The sequence below is a fragment of the Octadecabacter antarcticus 307 genome, assembly GCF_000155675.2.
Taxonomy (GTDB): domain Bacteria; phylum Pseudomonadota; class Alphaproteobacteria; order Rhodobacterales; family Rhodobacteraceae; genus Octadecabacter; species Octadecabacter antarcticus.
In genome coordinates this window covers 2,262,415-2,278,088 of record NC_020911.1, presented here as the reverse complement: position 1 = coordinate 2,278,088, position 15,674 = coordinate 2,262,415, and the positions used below count along the sequence as shown (strand labels likewise).

Annotated in this window: 17 protein-coding genes and 1 pseudogene; 8 read left to right on the top strand and 10 right to left on the bottom strand. The window is 55.8% G+C overall.

Annotated features, from left to right (window positions below):
• The first annotated feature begins 18 nt into the window (after nt 1–18).
• The 4 genes from OAN307_RS11530 to OAN307_RS11515 are packed head-to-tail and all read left to right on the top strand — an operon-like array spanning nt 19 to nt 3,135.
• On the top strand, nt 19–966 hold the full coding sequence (locus tag OAN307_RS11530) for an ABC transporter substrate-binding protein (RefSeq protein ID WP_015499926.1): 948 nt from the start codon (nt 19–21) through the stop codon (nt 964–966).
• Complete coding sequence (locus OAN307_RS11525; protein ID WP_015499925.1) at nt 963–1,646, top strand: TenA family protein; 684 nt, start codon at nt 963–965, stop codon at nt 1,644–1,646. The genes OAN307_RS11530 and OAN307_RS11525 overlap by 4 nt, the downstream gene beginning before the upstream one ends.
• On the top strand, nt 1,643–2,380 hold the full coding sequence (locus OAN307_RS11520) for an ABC transporter ATP-binding protein (protein WP_044043595.1): 738 nt from the start codon (nt 1,643–1,645) through the stop codon (nt 2,378–2,380). The genes OAN307_RS11525 and OAN307_RS11520 overlap by 4 nt, the downstream gene beginning before the upstream one ends.
• A complete protein-coding gene (locus OAN307_RS11515) occupies nt 2,380–3,135 on the top strand; it encodes an ABC transporter permease (RefSeq protein WP_051067994.1) in 756 nt (251 codons plus the stop codon). Before OAN307_RS11520 ends, OAN307_RS11515 begins: the two co-directional genes overlap by 1 nt.
• A gap of 1,055 nt (nt 3,136–4,190) precedes the next feature.
• Here the strand turns inward: OAN307_RS11515 and OAN307_RS29980 are convergent.
• A pseudogene (locus OAN307_RS29980) lies at nt 4,191–4,298 on the bottom strand (IS200/IS605 family transposase); the annotation flags it as partial.
• Nucleotides 4,299–4,527: 229 nt separating this feature from the next.
• Here OAN307_RS29980 and OAN307_RS11510 point away from each other — a divergent pair.
• Both OAN307_RS11510 and OAN307_RS11505 read left to right on the top strand, forming a co-directional pair.
• Nucleotides 4,528–4,878 carry a RidA family protein gene (locus OAN307_RS11510; RefSeq protein WP_015499921.1) on the top strand — a complete coding sequence of 117 codons (351 nt, stop codon included), beginning with the start codon at nt 4,528–4,530 and terminating at the stop codon, nt 4,876–4,878.
• On the top strand, nt 4,875–5,342 hold the full coding sequence (locus OAN307_RS11505) for an acyl-CoA thioesterase (RefSeq protein ID WP_245541033.1): 468 nt from the start codon (nt 4,875–4,877) through the stop codon (nt 5,340–5,342). The genes OAN307_RS11510 and OAN307_RS11505 overlap by 4 nt, the downstream gene beginning before the upstream one ends.
• 22 nt (nt 5,343–5,364) lie before the next feature.
• Here the strand turns inward: OAN307_RS11505 and pgi are convergent, their stop codons facing one another.
• The 9 genes from pgi to OAN307_RS11460 form a co-directional block, all read right to left on the bottom strand.
• Nucleotides 5,365–6,960, bottom strand: a complete 1,596-nt coding sequence (pgi, locus tag OAN307_RS11500; RefSeq protein WP_015499919.1) for a glucose-6-phosphate isomerase — start codon at nt 6,958–6,960, stop codon at nt 5,365–5,367.
• Between the two features lie 3 nt (nt 6,961–6,963).
• Nucleotides 6,964–7,638, bottom strand: coding sequence for a 6-phosphogluconolactonase (gene pgl, locus OAN307_RS11495; protein WP_015499918.1), 675 nt, complete (start codon nt 7,636–7,638; stop codon nt 6,964–6,966).
• 1 nt (nt 7,639) lies between these two features.
• Entirely contained in the window at nt 7,640–9,097 is a 1,458-nt protein-coding gene (gene zwf, locus OAN307_RS11490) for a glucose-6-phosphate dehydrogenase (protein ID WP_015499917.1), read from the bottom strand.
• Nucleotides 9,098–9,422: 325 nt separating this feature from the next.
• Entirely contained in the window at nt 9,423–9,548 is a 126-nt protein-coding gene (locus tag OAN307_RS30720; RefSeq protein WP_275450644.1) for a hypothetical protein, read from the bottom strand.
• A gap of 9 nt (nt 9,549–9,557) precedes the next feature.
• Entirely contained in the window at nt 9,558–10,172 is a 615-nt protein-coding gene (locus OAN307_RS11480; protein WP_015499916.1) for an HNH endonuclease, read from the bottom strand.
• Between the two features lie 131 nt (nt 10,173–10,303).
• Entirely contained in the window at nt 10,304–10,972 is a 669-nt protein-coding gene (locus tag OAN307_RS11475) for an alpha/beta hydrolase (RefSeq protein ID WP_015499915.1), read from the bottom strand.
• Nucleotides 10,969–11,598 (bottom strand): DNA-3-methyladenine glycosylase family protein, encoded by a 630-nt coding sequence (locus tag OAN307_RS11470; protein ID WP_044043593.1) that lies wholly within the window; start codon nt 11,596–11,598, stop codon nt 10,969–10,971. The genes OAN307_RS11475 and OAN307_RS11470 overlap by 4 nt, the downstream gene beginning before the upstream one ends.
• Entirely contained in the window at nt 11,595–12,350 is a 756-nt protein-coding gene (locus tag OAN307_RS11465) for a cobalt-precorrin-6A reductase (protein ID WP_015499913.1), read from the bottom strand. Before OAN307_RS11465 ends, OAN307_RS11470 begins: the two co-directional genes overlap by 4 nt.
• On the bottom strand, nt 12,347–13,411 hold the full coding sequence (locus tag OAN307_RS11460; protein WP_015499912.1) for a cobalt-precorrin-5B (C(1))-methyltransferase: 1,065 nt from the start codon (nt 13,409–13,411) through the stop codon (nt 12,347–12,349). The genes OAN307_RS11465 and OAN307_RS11460 overlap by 4 nt, the downstream gene beginning before the upstream one ends.
• Nucleotides 13,412–13,508: 97 nt before the next feature.
• On the opposite strand from OAN307_RS11460, the gene cobA reads away from it, so the two are divergent.
• Together cobA and OAN307_RS11450 are read left to right on the top strand one after the other, a co-directional pair.
• Nucleotides 13,509–14,354 carry a uroporphyrinogen-III C-methyltransferase gene (gene cobA, locus OAN307_RS11455; protein ID WP_015499911.1) on the top strand — a complete coding sequence of 282 codons (846 nt, stop codon included), beginning with the start codon at nt 13,509–13,511 and terminating at the stop codon, nt 14,352–14,354.
• Between the two features lie 3 nt (nt 14,355–14,357).
• A complete protein-coding gene (locus tag OAN307_RS11450; RefSeq protein ID WP_044043592.1) occupies nt 14,358–15,653 on the top strand; it encodes a cobyrinate a,c-diamide synthase in 1,296 nt (431 codons plus the stop codon).
• Nucleotides 15,654–15,674: the final 21 nt, after the last annotated feature.

Below are 15,674 nucleotides of genomic sequence, written 5' to 3'. Positions count from 1 at the left end.
CACCTGACGGAGACATTCATGAAACGTATTATAACAATCCTCGCCCTCACGCTTATCACCACGCCTGCGCTTGCACAGGACCGCATGACCATCATGCTAGATTGGTTCGTCAATCCTAATCACGGGCCGATCATTCTGGCCCAAGAGCTGGGATATTTCGCCGATGCAGGTCTTGAGGTTGAGGTAATCACCCCGGCCGATCCCAACGATCCGCCGCGCATGCTCGCAGCAGGGCGCATTGATTTGGCGGTCAGTTACCAGCCAGAACTACATCTCAACAGCCGCAACGGGCTGGGACTTGTGCGCGTCGGCACTTTGATTGAGACACCAATGACCTGTCTTGTGGTGCGCGCTGATGGCCCTGTGCAATCGGTGGCCGATCTGGAAGGGCGCAAAGTAGGCTTTGCTGTTGCAGGGTTGCAAGAGATGCTGCTGGACGCGATGCTGACCCATAACGGTGTGTCCCCCGATGATGTCGAACAGATCAATATCGGGTGGTCCATTTCGCCTGCTTTAATGTCCGGTCAGGTCGATGGCGTAATCGGCGCGTTCCGTAATTTTGAACTTAATCAGATGGACATCGAAGGCATCGCAGGGCGTTGTTTCTATCCCGAAGCCGAAGGCGTGCCATCCTACGACGAACTGATTTACGTGGCCCGCGCTGAAGGCCTCAACCGTGACAAGATTGCACGTTTTTTGCTAGCAACCGAACGCGCCACCGCCGATATTTTAAATGACCCGACAGGCATGGGCGAGGTCTTCTTTGCCACCAGCGCCGAGTTGCGCAACGAGCTGAACACCCGTGCATGGGGCGATACATGGGCGCGGTTTGCCAGCCGCCCAGCTGCCGTGGATCATGGCCGCTATGCCCGTTTCGAGACATTTTTGGTCAATCAGGGTGCCGTTGATGTTGCAATACCTGCAGCCGATCTGGTTGTCGACGTGACGGCGCAGGTGGCTGAATGATCGCACCTGACTACGGGCATGCGTTTAGCCTATGGCGTTCAGCTGCGGGACAGGATTGGATAGACTACACGCACCATGCCTTTGTCGAAGGACTGCGGGACGGGTCACTGGAGCAAGCCAGCTACCTGCACTATCTGAGACAGGATTATGTGTTTTTAATCCACTTTGCCCGCGCGTGGGCGCTGGCGGCGGCCAAGGCTGAAACTTACAGCGAAATGGCCGCCGCCAGTGCGACAGTTCATGCTCTCGTACACATAGAAATGCCGCTACATGTAAAGATCTGTGCGACCCACGGCATTGACAGCGCAACCCTTGAGGCCACCCAAGAGGCGGCAGGTAACCTGGCGTATACCCGCTATGTCTTAGAGGCGGGATACTCTGGGGATTATCTGGACCTGCTTGCGGCATTGGCGCCTTGCGTTTTGGGATATGGTGAAATCGGTAGGCGGCTCAAGGGCAATACCGGTCCTTTTGCGCAATGGTGCGATACCTACACTGGACCGGACTACCAAGCGCTGTGTCACGATGTCGGCGCGCTGCTGGACAGCTCCATAGTGCGACGGCTCGGGCCAGATTGGCATCTTCTGCCGCGCGCCCAAACACTCCAAACACGGTTCAACACCGCCACACAGCTAGAGATTGGGTTCTGGGACATGGCGCAAAATCCGGGCGGCACATGACCGCACCCGCCATTCAAATAAAGGGGACTTTGCGCGCAGAGCAAACGCCCCTGATTGACAGCTTTGATCTGACCCTGCTTGCCGCGCGGTGGAGCGCACTGCTTGGACCCTCAGGCGTTGGCAAAACATCGCTGCTACGGTTGGTCGCCGGTTTGCCGTGTGCGGCGCATCTGGACGGACAGATTATGGCCGATGATGGCGTTCCCATCGCGCCGCGCGTGGCGATGATGGCCCAAGATGATCAACTTCTGCCGTGGGCCAGCTCTCAGGACAACATTACGATCTGCGCACGCTTGCGGGGCGAACGGGCGCACTCCGATCGCGCGCGCGCCTTATTGGAAGATGTTGGTCTTGCAGGTTTTGAAGAGCGCAAGCCTGCCGAAATGTCCGCCGGACAACGCCAGCGCGTAACCCTCGCACGCACCCTCTATGAGGACCGCGCAATCGTCCTACTGGACGAGCCGTTCTCGGCCCTTGATGCAATGACGCGACACACGGTGCAGGATCTTGCGGTGCGGCTTCTGGCAGGGCGAACCGTTGTTCTTATCACCCACGACCCCGCCGAGGCAGTCCGGCTGGCGGATGATGCGTGGATGATCACGCGTGCAGGCATCACACCTTGCGCTCTGCCGCCGACACTGCCTCCACGTGCATCTGACGTCGTTGAAAACCTTGCTGCACAGGCAGCGCTGTTGCAGCGCATGCGCGCGCTTGTAACAGGGGACGTGGCGTGATGCTGCGCGCCAGCCATAGCCTTTGGCGCGGCACATTTGCGTTGCTTGTAGCATTGGCCATATGGCAGGCAATCGTGACCTTGAGCGGTGTGCCACGCTTTATCCTACCTGGACCAGCTCTGGTGGCACAGGCTCTTTGGCACAATGCCGCTCTCCTGTGGGAAAACGCGCTATGGTCTGCGGGCAACCTTGTTCTCGGCCTGGGAATCGGTGTCATTCTGGGCATCGAGACGGCCCTGTTGCTCGCCTTGTCGCGGCGTGCGCGGTGGCTGCTGCGTCCGATGCTAGTGGTGGCCCAAGCCGTACCCATTTTTGCACTGGCACCTGTGATCACCCTTTGGCTCGGCTATGGCATGCCGTCCAAGATTGTCACCATCGCCCTTGTGACCTATTTTCCAATCGCGTCTGCTCTGTTTGACCGGCTGATGGCACTGCCGGCAGGGTTGAGCGACTTGTCACATTTGTCAGGAGCTGGCCGCTGGCGCGAAACGCTGCTGCTGCGCTTGCCCTATGCGGTGCCGAGCCTGCTGTCGGGACTGCGATTGGCGGTTGTTTACGGACCACTGGCGGTTCTGATCGGCGAATGGGTAGGGTCATCGCAAGGCTTGGGGCATCTTATGCTGATGTCGAACGGTCGCGGCCAGACGGCGCTTATGTTTGCAGCGCTGATTGTGCTCGCATGCTTGTCGCTCATCCTGTGGCTCGCGGTAGAGGCGCTGTCACGGTGGGCAACAACGCGGCTTTCGGGGCGCTAAAGGCATCATCACATGGTTTGATAATAAGACTACTTCAAGAAAGAGCATTACATGAACCGCTAAGATTGAGCTTATTTTGTCCACTTATTGTCAAAATGTCTCTAACTGAAGATATTTCATAAGCGCCTTTAGCCATTACCTCATGTTATTGTGACGCCATTGGTCTGTATAAGTCGTTAGAACTTGAGCGTCACCTCGGAAATAGCGTTGGGGCCACATCTAAGCGTCTTGGAACATCAGATCTACCACCATCACTGTCAACGTATTTCAACTGTGTACCGACCATCAGATCATGCCGCCGTTGCACTTTGGCACGCGACATTGATGGTGCCGCAACCTGTACAGAAGCCACTGAGGGGAGCGATTTTCGCCTCATAAGAAAGTGGTGTCAGAAAATCACTTTCAACCCAAGCAGATATAGCTTCAAACTCATCCACTGCCCCTGCTCTCCCCAAGTAGCAAGGTCTTTGTTCCACCTAATTTATGGTATTTCGCAGCAACCTAATACGAGTTTGCATTAATCATACAACCCCAATAGCAACCTTAAATGAAGCCTTGGCTTGGCAAAACGTTTGATAAAAATGCCCTGAATACGTGAATTGATCGAGTGCCAGAACACAGTGCCGATGCCATCGCCTCTGCTCCAGCGGAGGTGCCTCACATAAGAACGTGACATGCGGGGTCGCTAAAGCCCGTCGACGCAGGTGCAAAAAACCTATCAACAATGCTGAAATCCCTTGCTGAAGGCGGAAAGGCGAATTTTGTAACTTTCGTTACAAAGCCTTCTTAACTCAAGCCTTTACCTCAACAATACATGTCGAAATTTCACAGTACGACGATCTCACGAGTTAGGGAACCTAGTGCGGATCAACAGATAATAGACCAATACTGCGGCAACGGACTGTGGCATCACCCACGGGCACAAGGAAAATAAAGTCATATAAATCAATGTCTTGAAATATTTCTAAGGTAGCCCGCCCTACCGCTTGAGCCAACTTTACAAATAATATCAGTGACTTATATGAACTCACCTCCTTTTTCTCCAAAGTGAACCACTACCGACCGAGGCCGGTAGCATCGCGATTGGAATGTAATTCCAGATACTGCAGAATGACAGCGTCGGTGACATTTCCTGACGTAGTCGAGAAATATCCACGGGCCCAAAGATAAGCAATTCATTGCTGCTGGACGATATAAAAAAGATACAGATACCTTATATTTTATTGGGCGTTTGACATCTATTGATACAAGATTATACCCAGCCATGAAGATCGTTACCCGCTCCACTTGCTTTATGTCCTACCGCTTCGCTGCTTGAGGACTTTTTTATGTCCTACCGCTTCGCACCTTGAGGGTCTGATCCCCGTCTCAAAAACATCTTGGAGAACCGCAATGTCCGACATTACCCGTATCGACGCTGGTCCACGCATGAGCCAAGCTGTCATAGTTAACGGCATCGTCTATCTCGCCGGACAAGTGGGTGCAGAAAGTGGCACAGTCACCGAACAAACTACTGCGATCCTTGATAAAATCGACGTGCTGCTGACCAAAGCGGGCACAGATAAATCGCGCGTCATCACGGCACAAATCTGGTGCGCGGACATGGCCAAAGATTTTGCTGACATGAATTCGGTTTGGGATACATGGGTCGCCAAAGATTGCGCGCCCGCGCGTTGGACTGGCGAAGCCAAGCTCGCGACCACGGGCTTCAAGGTCGAGATCATCGTCACAGCCGTATTGTGACGCCGTTCCTGACCCCATTGGACGCAGATGCACTGCGCAGCGTAGGCGTATCTGACCCGTGGTCATACGGGATGGCCGACCGCGTACGATTTGGTGAAATCGATGCGCTGAACCACGTCAACAACGTGGTCTATCTGCGCTGGTACGAAACCCTGCGCGTCAATTACCTGCACGATTACGGTATCTATGAAGACGCAGGGCCAGACCCAAAATTCGTCGTGAAAACAGTGGGGTTAGACTACAAAGCTGAAGTTCACCGCGGTGCCAATTACATCAACGTCGCCCGCACCACGCAGATGCGTAACACCAGCTTTACGATGCATTATGCGACATTTATTGACGGCCGCATCACAACCACGGGGGACGCGGTCATTGTGCTGTTGAACGCCGATAACAGCAAACGTGCGCTGCCCGATGCCCTGCGCCAAACGTTCATCACCCGCGACGGGGCGGTGCAGGCTTAAACGTCGCTTCTAAACACAGCCCCTAAACGCCGTGCTTTTGCAAGAAATCAACCAAAGCGGCAGTCGATCCATCCTTATCCAACGCATCCGCGCCCTCAATAATTGGCTGCAATGCTGTGGCCAGCTCTTTGCCCAGCTCAACACCCCATTGGTCATAAGAATTTATGCCCAAAACCACGCCTTCAACAAAAACGCGGTGTTCATAGAGCGCTAGTAGCTGTCCCAAGGTAAATGGGTCAAGTTTCGGGTAAGCGATTGTTATCGATGGACGGTTTCCGGGAAAGACGCGGTGTTTTGCTTGACGTTCAAGCTCAGCGCCCTCGAATTTGTCTGCGACTTTACCGCGTGCTTCATCCAGATTACGGCCCTTCATCAACGCCTCCGATTGCGCCAGACAATTGGCGACAAGCAGTTGATGTTGATGGTGCAAATCATCATCGTGACCCCGTGCAGCAACCAAAAATTCACACGGCACAACACGCGTGCCTTGGTGGATCAATTGATAAAACGCATGCTGCCCGTTGGTGCCCGGTTCACCCCAAACAACAGGCCCAGAATGAACCAGCAAGTCGTCGCCGTCCATATTGACGCTCTTGCCATTACTCTCCATCTCAAGTTGTTGAAGATAGGCCGGTAAGCGACTGAGATTATTATCATAAGGTAGCACAGACCGCGTGGTATATCCACAAATCTGGTTATGCCAAATTCCTGTTAACGCCAGCAGCGCGGGAAGATTTTGCAACCAGTCTGCCGCGCAGAAATGCCGGTCCATATCCTGCCCACCGCGTAAGAATGCGCGAAACGCATCCGGCCCGATGGCGATCATCATCGACAGCCCAATCGGGCCCCACATGGAATAGCGCCCACCAACCCAGTCTTCAAACCCGAACACACGGTCTGCTGAAATCCCGAACGCCGCTGTGCCATCTTCAGACGTGGACAGTGCTGCGAACTGCGCAGCCGGATTGCTGACGCTTTCGCCCATCCATGCTTTGGCGGTGCGGGCATTCGTTATGGTTTCAATCGTTGTCCATGTTTTGGACGCCACGATCACCAGCGTTGTCGCCGGATCGCACTTTCGCAAAACGCCACTGATGTCGGCAGGATCGACATTGGACACAAAATGGCAGCGTGGGCCATCGTGGTATGGAGCAAGTGCCAAAACACCCATCGCAGGACCAAGGTCGGACCCGCCAATGCCGATGTTGATCACATCGGTGATAGCACCACCCTGCCCTTTGAATGCGCCAGAACGCAAGTCGGTGGCAAACCTGTCCATACGATCCAATGTCGCCAGAACAGCAGGCATGACGTCGGCACCGTCAACCATTACCGGCCCGCCATCAAGGTTTCGCAACGCCGTGTGCAAAACTGCGCGTCCTTCGGTTTCGTTGATTACTGCGCCACCAAACATCGCGTCACGTTTTTGGGCAAGACCGACTCGGTCCAGCAAATCTATCAACAACGCGCGCCCTTCGGCGTCGATATTTGTCTTGGCATAATCAAGCCGCATGTCACCAGCAGATGCCGCGAAATCCTGCGCTCGATCTGTATCGACCAGTTTTTCAAACCGGCGGTCCTCGACAGCCTCAAAATGCCTGCGCAGTTTCGTCAACATACTTTAACTCTCCGCCCAATGAACTGTAGATTCGGCCAGCAGTGCGGCAATTGGGGCCTCTTCGGGTGACAGCGATTTTGCGCGATTTAACGCCTCACGTTTCTCTTGTCCAATAATGACAATATGTCGGCTCATTGCAGCTTTCAGCACTTTTGCCGACAGCGTTATGCGCGGTTCTGGTGCGCCGGGTGCGCGCATGGGTACCAGCACTGCATTGCCGTGCAGCGCTTCATTCAGCTTATCGGCACCAGGAAAGATCGACGCCGTGTGCATATCCGTGCCCATACCAAGCAACAGGACAGATATAGGCAAGACATCCAAAATTCCGGCTTCGAGCGCGGCAAGACTTTCTTCGGGGGTATCTGTGCCCCCGTAAAGTGGCATATAGATCGCGGCCGCAGCCGCATCGATCAACAGGCGTTCGCGCAAAAGTCGCGTGTTGGAACGTTCAGACGTTTCGGGCACCCAACGTTCATCAGTCAGCATCACATGCACGCGCGCCCAATCAATATGTTTAGCGCCACACAGCACATCAAAAATCGGCCCCGGCGTGGTGCCACCGGGCACGGCGAAAGACACACTATCATTGGTCAACAGGTGCGCTTCCAACTCTCCGGCGATGGTGTTGCCAACATCCATCATCATCATTTCGGCATCAGGATATTCAATCAAATTCATATCACTTTTCCTTAATTTCGCGCCAGCGCCGGCCTTCGCGGTGCAACATCATCATCGCGTCTTCTGGTCCAGCTGATCCTTGGTCGTAAACCTTGGGCACATCGCCGCGGGCCTGCCAGCCTTCGATCAACGGATCAGTCCAAGCCCATGCCGCTTCTACTTCATCGCCACGCATAAACAACGTTTGGTCGCCGCGAATCACATCCATAATCAGCCGCTCATAGGCATCTGGCACATCGTCCGCTTCTGGGCCAAGAGCATCGGCAAATGTCATGTCCAGCGGCACATCAATCAACCGCATTCCACCCGGCCCCGGTTCTTTGATCGTGACTTGCAGTTGCATGCCCTCATTGGGCTGCAGTTGAATAGTCAAAATGTTGCGATGGCGCTTTTCATCACCGGGGAAAATCGAATGGCCCAGATCTTTAAAAACAACCGCAATCTCGCTTGTGCGGGCCTTTAGCTTTTTGCCAGTGCGCAAATAGAACGGTACACCCGCCCAACGCCAATTGGCAATCTCACAGCGCAGCGCAATGAAGCTTTCGGTGTGCGATTTCGAATTTTCAGCGTCGTCACGGTAGCTCGGCACGTCGTCAGTTGCGGCATACTGGCCGCGTACGATGTGGTGCGGTTCAATCCCCTGCAAAGCACGAATAACTTTCAGCTTTTCGTCGCGTACGGCGTCGGCGCCAAACACCGACGGCGCCTCCATCGCGATCAGGCACAACAGCTGCATCATGTGGTTTTGCACCATATCGCGCATGGCACCGGACGTGTCATAATAGGCCCCGCGCCCACCTACACCGACAGTTTCTGCAACCGTAATCTGAATATGATCGACGTAGTGGTTGTTCCAAAGCGGTTCAAACAACACGTTGCCAAACCGAACGGCCATCAGGTTCTGCACCGTTTCTTTTCCGAGGTAATGGTCGATGCGGTAAATCTGGCCTTCATCAAAGTGTTCGGCAAGTGTCGCGTTCAACTCCTTGGCCGTCGTGAGATCACGGCCAAACGGTTTCTCAACCACCACGCGGCTACTCTCATCAGCAATGTTGAATCTGTGCAAACATTCGGCCAAGTCCCCGAACAAGCTGGGTGCGACCGAGAAATAAAAGGCGTTGATGACCTTAAACCGGATCAACGCGTGTAATTCTCTCCAACCACCATCGCCCTTGGCGTCGACTGGAATGTAGTGCAACTGGGCCAAGAACCGTTCGATACAGTCGGTTTCCGATGCTTCATCGCCACCAAATTCCGCAATCGCATCGCGGATCATCTGGCGGTAGCCATCACTGTTCATATCAGCCCGTGCGGCACCAATAATGCGCGCGCCCTTTGGCATCTGCCCCGACAAAAAGCGGCGGAACAGGCCGGGCAGGATTTTACGACGGGCCAGATCGCCCGTACCCCCAAAAATCACGAGGTCAAATTCTTCAACTGGGATCACGCGCGAGACCATGTGGACCTCCAATAAAGGGTTAGCGCTAACGCAGCCTAACTAGCTGCCCGTTTGGCTTAAGTCTAGCGCGATCCCCACCACATTGACGGTTTCAGGCGTGCGGGCGTTGACCGTTTGGCCCACCACTTTGCAACTTGGCGCAACCGCGACGTTGCCAACCAATACCAAAGCGTCCCTTTGTAGTGGTGATTGAACGGGCAAACCCGCATGCAAATCGCACAATTAGTTTTGATTTTAGCCCAATACCCAAAACACGCCTTGGCGTTGCTTCAATTTTGTTACTGGCAAAGAACCCGTCGGTGTCTTTGCTGCGCAAACTATGATCTCATATCGCGCGGGTGAACATGTCGTTCATTTGATCAGAGCAAGCAAAAACTCGTTTGATCTCAAAGCCCGCGGCAGCATCACCTTCAAGCAGATGTTCGGGCGTATTATTGGTGGGCCATGTCATTTCGCCACCTTACGCGTCCAGCTCAGCATCCCAATAGAGAAAGTCGAGCCATGATGCATGAAGGTAGTTCGGCGGAAACTTACGCCCCATATTGCGCAGCTGTTCGGCGGCCGGTTGGCGGGGTGGTTTGCGCAGTGACAACCCCGAACGGTGCAGCGATTTTGATCCTTTATGTAGATTGCATCGCGAACAGGCCGCCACAACGTTTTTCCACGATGTAATGCCACCCGACGCACGGGGCACCACGTGATCAAAGGTTAAATCGCCCGTAGTGCCGCAGTATTGGCAGGAAAATTCATCCCGCAAAAACAAGTTGAAACGCGTAAACGCAACCTTCTTCTGGGGTTTGACAAAATCGCGCAACACCACCACCGACGGGATGCGAATTTCCATTGATGGGGATCGCGCCACTTCGTCATATTCGGCAATGATATCAACACGGTTAAGCCATGCAGCCTTAACCGCATCCTGCCAAGGCCACAGCGACAGCGGATAATAGGACAGCGGGCGATAATCCGCATTCAAAACCAACGCGGGGCGATGTTTCAGCGCCGCCGATTGGCGCACAAAGTCCGTCCTAAAGTCGCCAACATTTTCGCTACCAATTCGCAAAACCGAATCCACCCTGTTCACCCCTTCAAGGCATCAGAGCGGGAGCCCGCTCCTACCATAAGATAAACTATATATGGCAGCCGCAAAGGGGCAACCCTAGATATTGGCCCGAGAACTAGATCACGTTATCTTGGTCGCCTAGATCAAGCCAGGCCCAACCGTTCCCGCATAAACGCTAGCGCAACTTCCAACCCATCTGGCGCAATGCCGTGGCCTGTACCCTTCTGGATATGGGCGAACACTTCTTTCCATCCAGCTGTTTGCAGCGCTTGCGCCGCGTCTGGCAGCGATTGTACGGGCACAACGTCATCTTGGTCGCCGTGGATCAACAATATTGGCGGGCGGCAAACGGCCTCATCCTCCAAGGCTTCCGGCAAAAGCAACCGACCAGAAATTGCAACAAGTCCGGCAATCGGATCTTCGCGGCGCGGCAACACATGCAGCGCAATCATCGTGCCTTGGCTAAAGCCCAGCACCATCACCTGTTCGGGCAGCAGGTCTTCGTCGACCATAATCCCGTCAAGGTAGGCATTCAAATCAGCCGCCGCGTGTTCCAGCCCGGCGTTGGATTCTTCTTCGGACGAACCATCAATCCACGGAATCGGGAACCACTGGAACCCCATCGGGGCACCTGCGCAGTCTTCGGGGGCATCGGGCGCGAAAAACGCGGTGTCGGGCAGGTGTTCGGCCAACGGATCAGCGAGCCCCATCAAATCGGCCCCATTGGCGCCATACCCATGAAGGAAAATTACCGCTGATCGCATTTCACCTGATGCAGGCTCGCGCCGCTGTGAATTCAAAACCCGTGTCATGTGATGCCGTCCCTGTTCTTTGAAATTCGGTAGTAGGCCCACAACAGGCGCGCTGCAACCGATCGCCAAGGTGCCCAATCTTGTGCCATCACGCGGAACGCTTTTTCTTTCGGGCGTTCCGGCAGTTCGTACAAAATGCGTGCGGCTTCTTGTAGCGACAGATCACCTGGCGCGAAAACATCTGCGTGGCCCAGACTAAACATCGTATAGACCTCAGCCGTCCACGGACCGATGCCCGGCACCGCGACAAGGGTTTTGATGACGCGGTCCGTCGGCTGATCGCGCAAGCCGTCAAAATCAATGTCAGCATTGGCCAATTCATGGGTATAACGGATTTTCTGACGACTGAGGCCAATCGCGCGCAACTGGTCTTCTGACGCCGCGCAACAAGCGTCCGGCGTTGTCATGCCCGCATCCTTCATCCGCCCCCAGATCGCATTGGCACTGGCGACGCTGACCTGTTGGCCAACAATTGCCGACAGCAATTCACTAAACCCGTCCGGTTTTCGCCACAATGGCAGTGGCCCCGTCAAAACATAGGCCGCCTTCATCTTCGGGCAGTGTGCGGCAAGCCAATCCATGCCTTCAACCACACAGGCGTCCGTTTCAATAATGCGACCCTTCATGGCGCAATTGCCATCTTCACCGGCGCCAGCGACGACACCCAAAGAAGCGCGTCCTGCATGGACGCCAACTGCTGCGCCACTGGCATCTTTGGGCGGTCCAACAGCAACACCGGCAGTCCCAACTCGCGTGCCGCATCCAGTTTTGCGCGGCCACCCTGCCCGCCAGCATTTTTGGCGACCAAATGGGTCACACCAAGGGCGCGAAACAACGCCGCTTCGCTGGCTTGGGTGAATGGCGGACGGCCAATGATAAATTCACCACCTTCAAACGGCAGAGGCGCTGTTGGCGGATCGATCATCCGCACCAAGATCCGCTGACCCGCAAGGTTTGCATAGTCCGCCAAGGTCAGCCGCCCCGTCGCCAGAAACACTGTCGATCCATCCGCAATGTGGTTCACCGCATCGCTTGGCGTAGCAATCGCTGTCCAATTGTCACCGTCCTCGGGCGTCCATACGGGCCGCACCACTTGCGCGTAAGGCATGCCCAATTCGCCACAAATTCGTGCCGTGCGGTCGCTGATCTTTGCCGCAAACGGATGGGTCGCATCAAGAACGGCACTAATCGCCGCGTCGCGCAGATACGATCGAAACCCGTCCTCGCCGCCAAAACCACCAATACGCGTTGGCACCGGTAGCGGTTCTGGGGACCGCGTCACACCCGCCAATGACGCGATGACCTTAATACTTTTGTCCGCCAGCCCCCACGCAATGCGCTTGGCCTCACCGGTTCCAGCCAGCAACAACAACGTCATTTTGTTGCTTGCCCGATGATGTTTCCAGCGCGGTCAATGATCACCACGTCCAGCATCGGCACCGCTTCCCTAAACTGAAGTGCGGCCTGCCCGACCGCTTCTTTGGCGACACGCGCGGCCAGCGGCGCGCCTGCAATTTCATAAGCCTCAAGTGCAGTGTTCGCCTGCGCCACCCGCCCGATACCCGCCCAGTCGGCAAGCACATCAAAATCCACTTGGCTGCGTCCGGAATGTAGATCGACCGCCCCCTGTGCCAGCTTGGTCATCTTACCGATACCACCACCGATCGTCAGGCGGGCAACCGGATTGCGTCGCATATATTTGACCATACCCCCGACAAAGTCCCCCATATCCAGCATCGCGTGATCCGGCAGCCCATACAGCGCCTGCACGATTTTTTCCGACGTGTTGCCGGTGCAGCCAGCCATATGGGTCTGCCCGTCCGCACGCGCCACATCAATTCCGCGATGAATGGACGCGATCCATGCCGCACATGAAAACGGCCGCACGATTCCTGTCGTTCCAAGAATGGACAGGCCGCCCTTGATACCAAGCCGTGGGTTCCATGTTTTCAACGTAATCTCAGCACCATTCGGGATACTGACCGTAATTTCAATATCAGGATTTTGGCCGTATTCGCTGGCCATTTCCGCCACCATCTCATCCATCATCGCGCGCGGCACGGGATTGATCGCAGGTTCGCCAACCCCAATTGGCAGGCCCGCCCTCGTCACGGTCCCCACGCCCAGCCCGGCGCTAAAAACAACACCGCCCGTTGATCGTTCCACCCGTACAATCACCGTGACGCCATGGGTCACATCGGGATCATCGCCCGCGTCTTTGACAATGCCAGCCTCGGCCCATCCATCACCTAGAACCACACCAATGACTGGGAATTCCGGCGTTTCACCTTTTGGCAGCGTAATTGACACCATTGATGGAAACGCCCCGCCCCACAGCCCTATTAATGCGGCTTTGGTCGCGGCGGTGGCACAGGCCCCGGTGGTCCAGCCACGGCGCAATTGCGGGCCGCCAATTTGTGTGGGGGATATGCGTGTCATCATCGATACCTTAACCGCGCAGCCCCGTGACGCCAATCCACAATGCTACGTCGTTTGTCACCTTTCGCGCGCGCCCATCTCGCGCCATAACAGGAACATGGAAACGCGACTCCCCTCACACGATTGGCCGGTGCTTGAACGCGGTTGGGTTTGGCTGTGCGGCGCAGGCCCCGGTGATCCGGGCCTATTGACGTTGCACGCCCTGAATGCGCTGCGCCAAGCGGATGTCGTGATCTATGACGCGCTGGTGCAAGAGGCCATTTTGGACTGGGCGCCACAGGCCGACCACATCTATGCTGGCAAGCGCGGTGGCAAACCCAGTGCGATCCAGCGCGATATATCACTCCGCTTGGTTGATCTGGCCCGCGCTGGCAAACGTGTTTTGCGTCTTAAGGGTGGCGATCCGTTCGTGTTCGGGCGCGGCGGTGAAGAAGCACAGACGCTTGTGCAGCACGGCATCCCGATCCGCATTATTCCGGGTATTTCCGCGGGGATCGGTGGGCTGGCCTATGCTGGTATTCCCGTCACCCACCGCGACGTGAACCAATCGGTGACCTTCGTGACAGGTCATGATCAATCCGGCAACGCAACGTCGAGCCTGGATTGGGCCGCAATCGCCAAAGGATCGCAGGTGATCGTGATCTACATGGGCATGAAACACATCGGGCAGATATCCGCGTCTTTGATCGCGGCGGGGCGCAGCACGTCTGAACCCGTTGCGGTCGTGACATCGGCGACCACCGATCAGCAAAATGTACTCGAAACAACGCTTGGCACCGTCGAAGCGGACATCGCCAAAGCTGGGGTCGAACCGCCGTCTATCATCTGTATTGGCCAAGCCGTGCGGATGCGCGATGTGTTGAACTGGCAGGCGCAAGCGGCAGGCATCGCGCCGACAAACCTTGACCCGTTGGGCCGTGGCCGCCCCGCTGAAACGGCCTAAGCCATGTCTGGCCTGATCCTCGCGGCCCCAACATCAGGCGCCGGTAAAACCACCGTGACATTGGGCCTGCTGCGCGCCTTGAAGAACGCCGGCCATGTGGTCCGGTCCGCTAAATCCGGCCCGGATTACATCGATCCACAATTTCACGCCGCCGCGACGGGCCGCCCTTGCGTCAATCTTGATGCGTGGGCGATGACCAACGCGCGGATCAAATCTTTGGCGTCAGGGTACGGCGATCTGATCATCGAAGGCGCAATGGGCCTGTTCGATGGTGCGCCGCCAAATGGCAAAGGATCAACGGCGGACTTGGCGCGCATCCTTGATCTGCCCGTAATTCTGCTTGTCGATGCCAAAGCCATGTCGCAGTCTGTTGCCGCGTTGGTCGCTGGATTTGCAGGGTTTGATGCCCGCGTCCGTGTGGCAGGTGTAATTTTGAACCGCGTCGGTTCTGATCGCCATGCTTTGATGCTCAAGACCGCGCTGGCACCGCTGAACATTCCGGTGCTTGGCACAATCGCGCGACGCGATGATCTATCGCGCCCGTCACGCCACCTTGGTCTGGTGCAAGCGGGTGAAATGCCGGACTTAGACGCGTTTCTGGATCGCGCGGCAGATATTGTCGCCCGCAACGTAGACCTTACAGCCCTGCGTGCGCTGATGGCGCCATCAAACTGGCCTGCGGACAGGCCAGCCAACGTTGATCCCGCGCAAAACCCCATGCGCATCGCCATTGCCCAAGACGCTGCATTTTCGTTCACCTATCCCCATATGCTGGCGGACTGGGCGCGATCTGGCGTTACGATACTGTCATTTTCGCCCCTTGCAGATGATCCCGTGCCAGATGCGGACCGCGTGTTTCTGCCCGGTGGCTATCCTGAACTTTATGCCCGCCAGATCGCAAGCGCAAAAACCTTCATGCAAAGCCTAAAGAACGCCGCACAAACCACTGATATTTATGGTGAATGTGGTGGATATATGACACTAGGTGAAACGCTGATTGACGGTGACGGCACGGCACATAAAATGGCAGGGCTTCTTGGCCTGACCACCAGCTTCAAAGAACCCAAACTGCATTTGGGCTACCGGACATTGCAGCAACGCGTACCGCATTCATTGATTGCAACCGCAAGTGCGACGAACGGCTTTTCAGCGCACGAATTCCATTATGCAACGACGCTCGACGCCCAAGGCAGCGCGCTGTTTGATGCCTCGGATGCACAAGGCACGTCTCTGGGTCCGATCGGTCTTATTGACGGTCGCGTCGCAGGCTCGTTCGCCCATATCATTGATCGCGTCTGAATTTTTGCGCTCAGCCATTGC

Bases quoted from the DNA above. Each gene is read 5' to 3' on its own strand.
- OAN307_RS11525 (WP_015499925.1), top strand. From the start codon at position 963: ATGATCGCACCTGACTACGGGCATGCGTTTAGCCTATGGCGTTCAGCT.
- OAN307_RS11520 (WP_044043595.1), top strand. From the start codon at position 1,643: ATGACCGCACCCGCCATTCAAATAAAGGGGACTTTGCGCGCAGAGCAA.
- zwf (WP_015499917.1), bottom strand. From the start codon at position 9,097: ATGGTCTCGCGCGTGATCCCAGTTGAAGAATTTGACCTCGTGATTTTT.
- OAN307_RS11470 (WP_044043593.1), bottom strand. From the start codon at position 11,598: ATGAAGGGTCGCATTATTGAAACGGACGCCTGTGTGGTTGAAGGCATG.
- OAN307_RS11475 (WP_015499915.1), bottom strand. From the start codon at position 10,972: ATGACACGGGTTTTGAATTCACAGCGGCGCGAGCCTGCATCAGGTGAA.
- OAN307_RS30720 (WP_275450644.1), bottom strand. From the start codon at position 9,548: ATGACATGGCCCACCAATAATACGCCCGAACATCTGCTTGAAGGTGAT.
- OAN307_RS11450 (WP_044043592.1), top strand. From the start codon at position 14,358: ATGTCTGGCCTGATCCTCGCGGCCCCAACATCAGGCGCCGGTAAAACC.
- OAN307_RS11465 (WP_015499913.1), bottom strand. From the start codon at position 12,350: ATGACGTTGTTGTTGCTGGCTGGAACCGGTGAGGCCAAGCGCATTGCG.
- pgi (WP_015499919.1), bottom strand. From the start codon at position 6,960: ATGTTGACGAAACTGCGCAGGCATTTTGAGGCTGTCGAGGACCGCCGG.
- pgl (WP_015499918.1), bottom strand. From the start codon at position 7,638: ATGAATTTGATTGAATATCCTGATGCCGAAATGATGATGATGGATGTT.
- OAN307_RS11515 (WP_051067994.1), top strand. From the start codon at position 2,380: ATGCTGCGCGCCAGCCATAGCCTTTGGCGCGGCACATTTGCGTTGCTT.
- OAN307_RS11460 (WP_015499912.1), bottom strand. From the start codon at position 13,411: ATGACACGCATATCCCCCACACAAATTGGCGGCCCGCAATTGCGCCGT.
- OAN307_RS11510 (WP_015499921.1), top strand. From the start codon at position 4,528: ATGTCCGACATTACCCGTATCGACGCTGGTCCACGCATGAGCCAAGCT.
- cobA (WP_015499911.1), top strand. From the start codon at position 13,509: ATGGAAACGCGACTCCCCTCACACGATTGGCCGGTGCTTGAACGCGGT.
- OAN307_RS11530 (WP_015499926.1), top strand. From the start codon at position 19: ATGAAACGTATTATAACAATCCTCGCCCTCACGCTTATCACCACGCCT.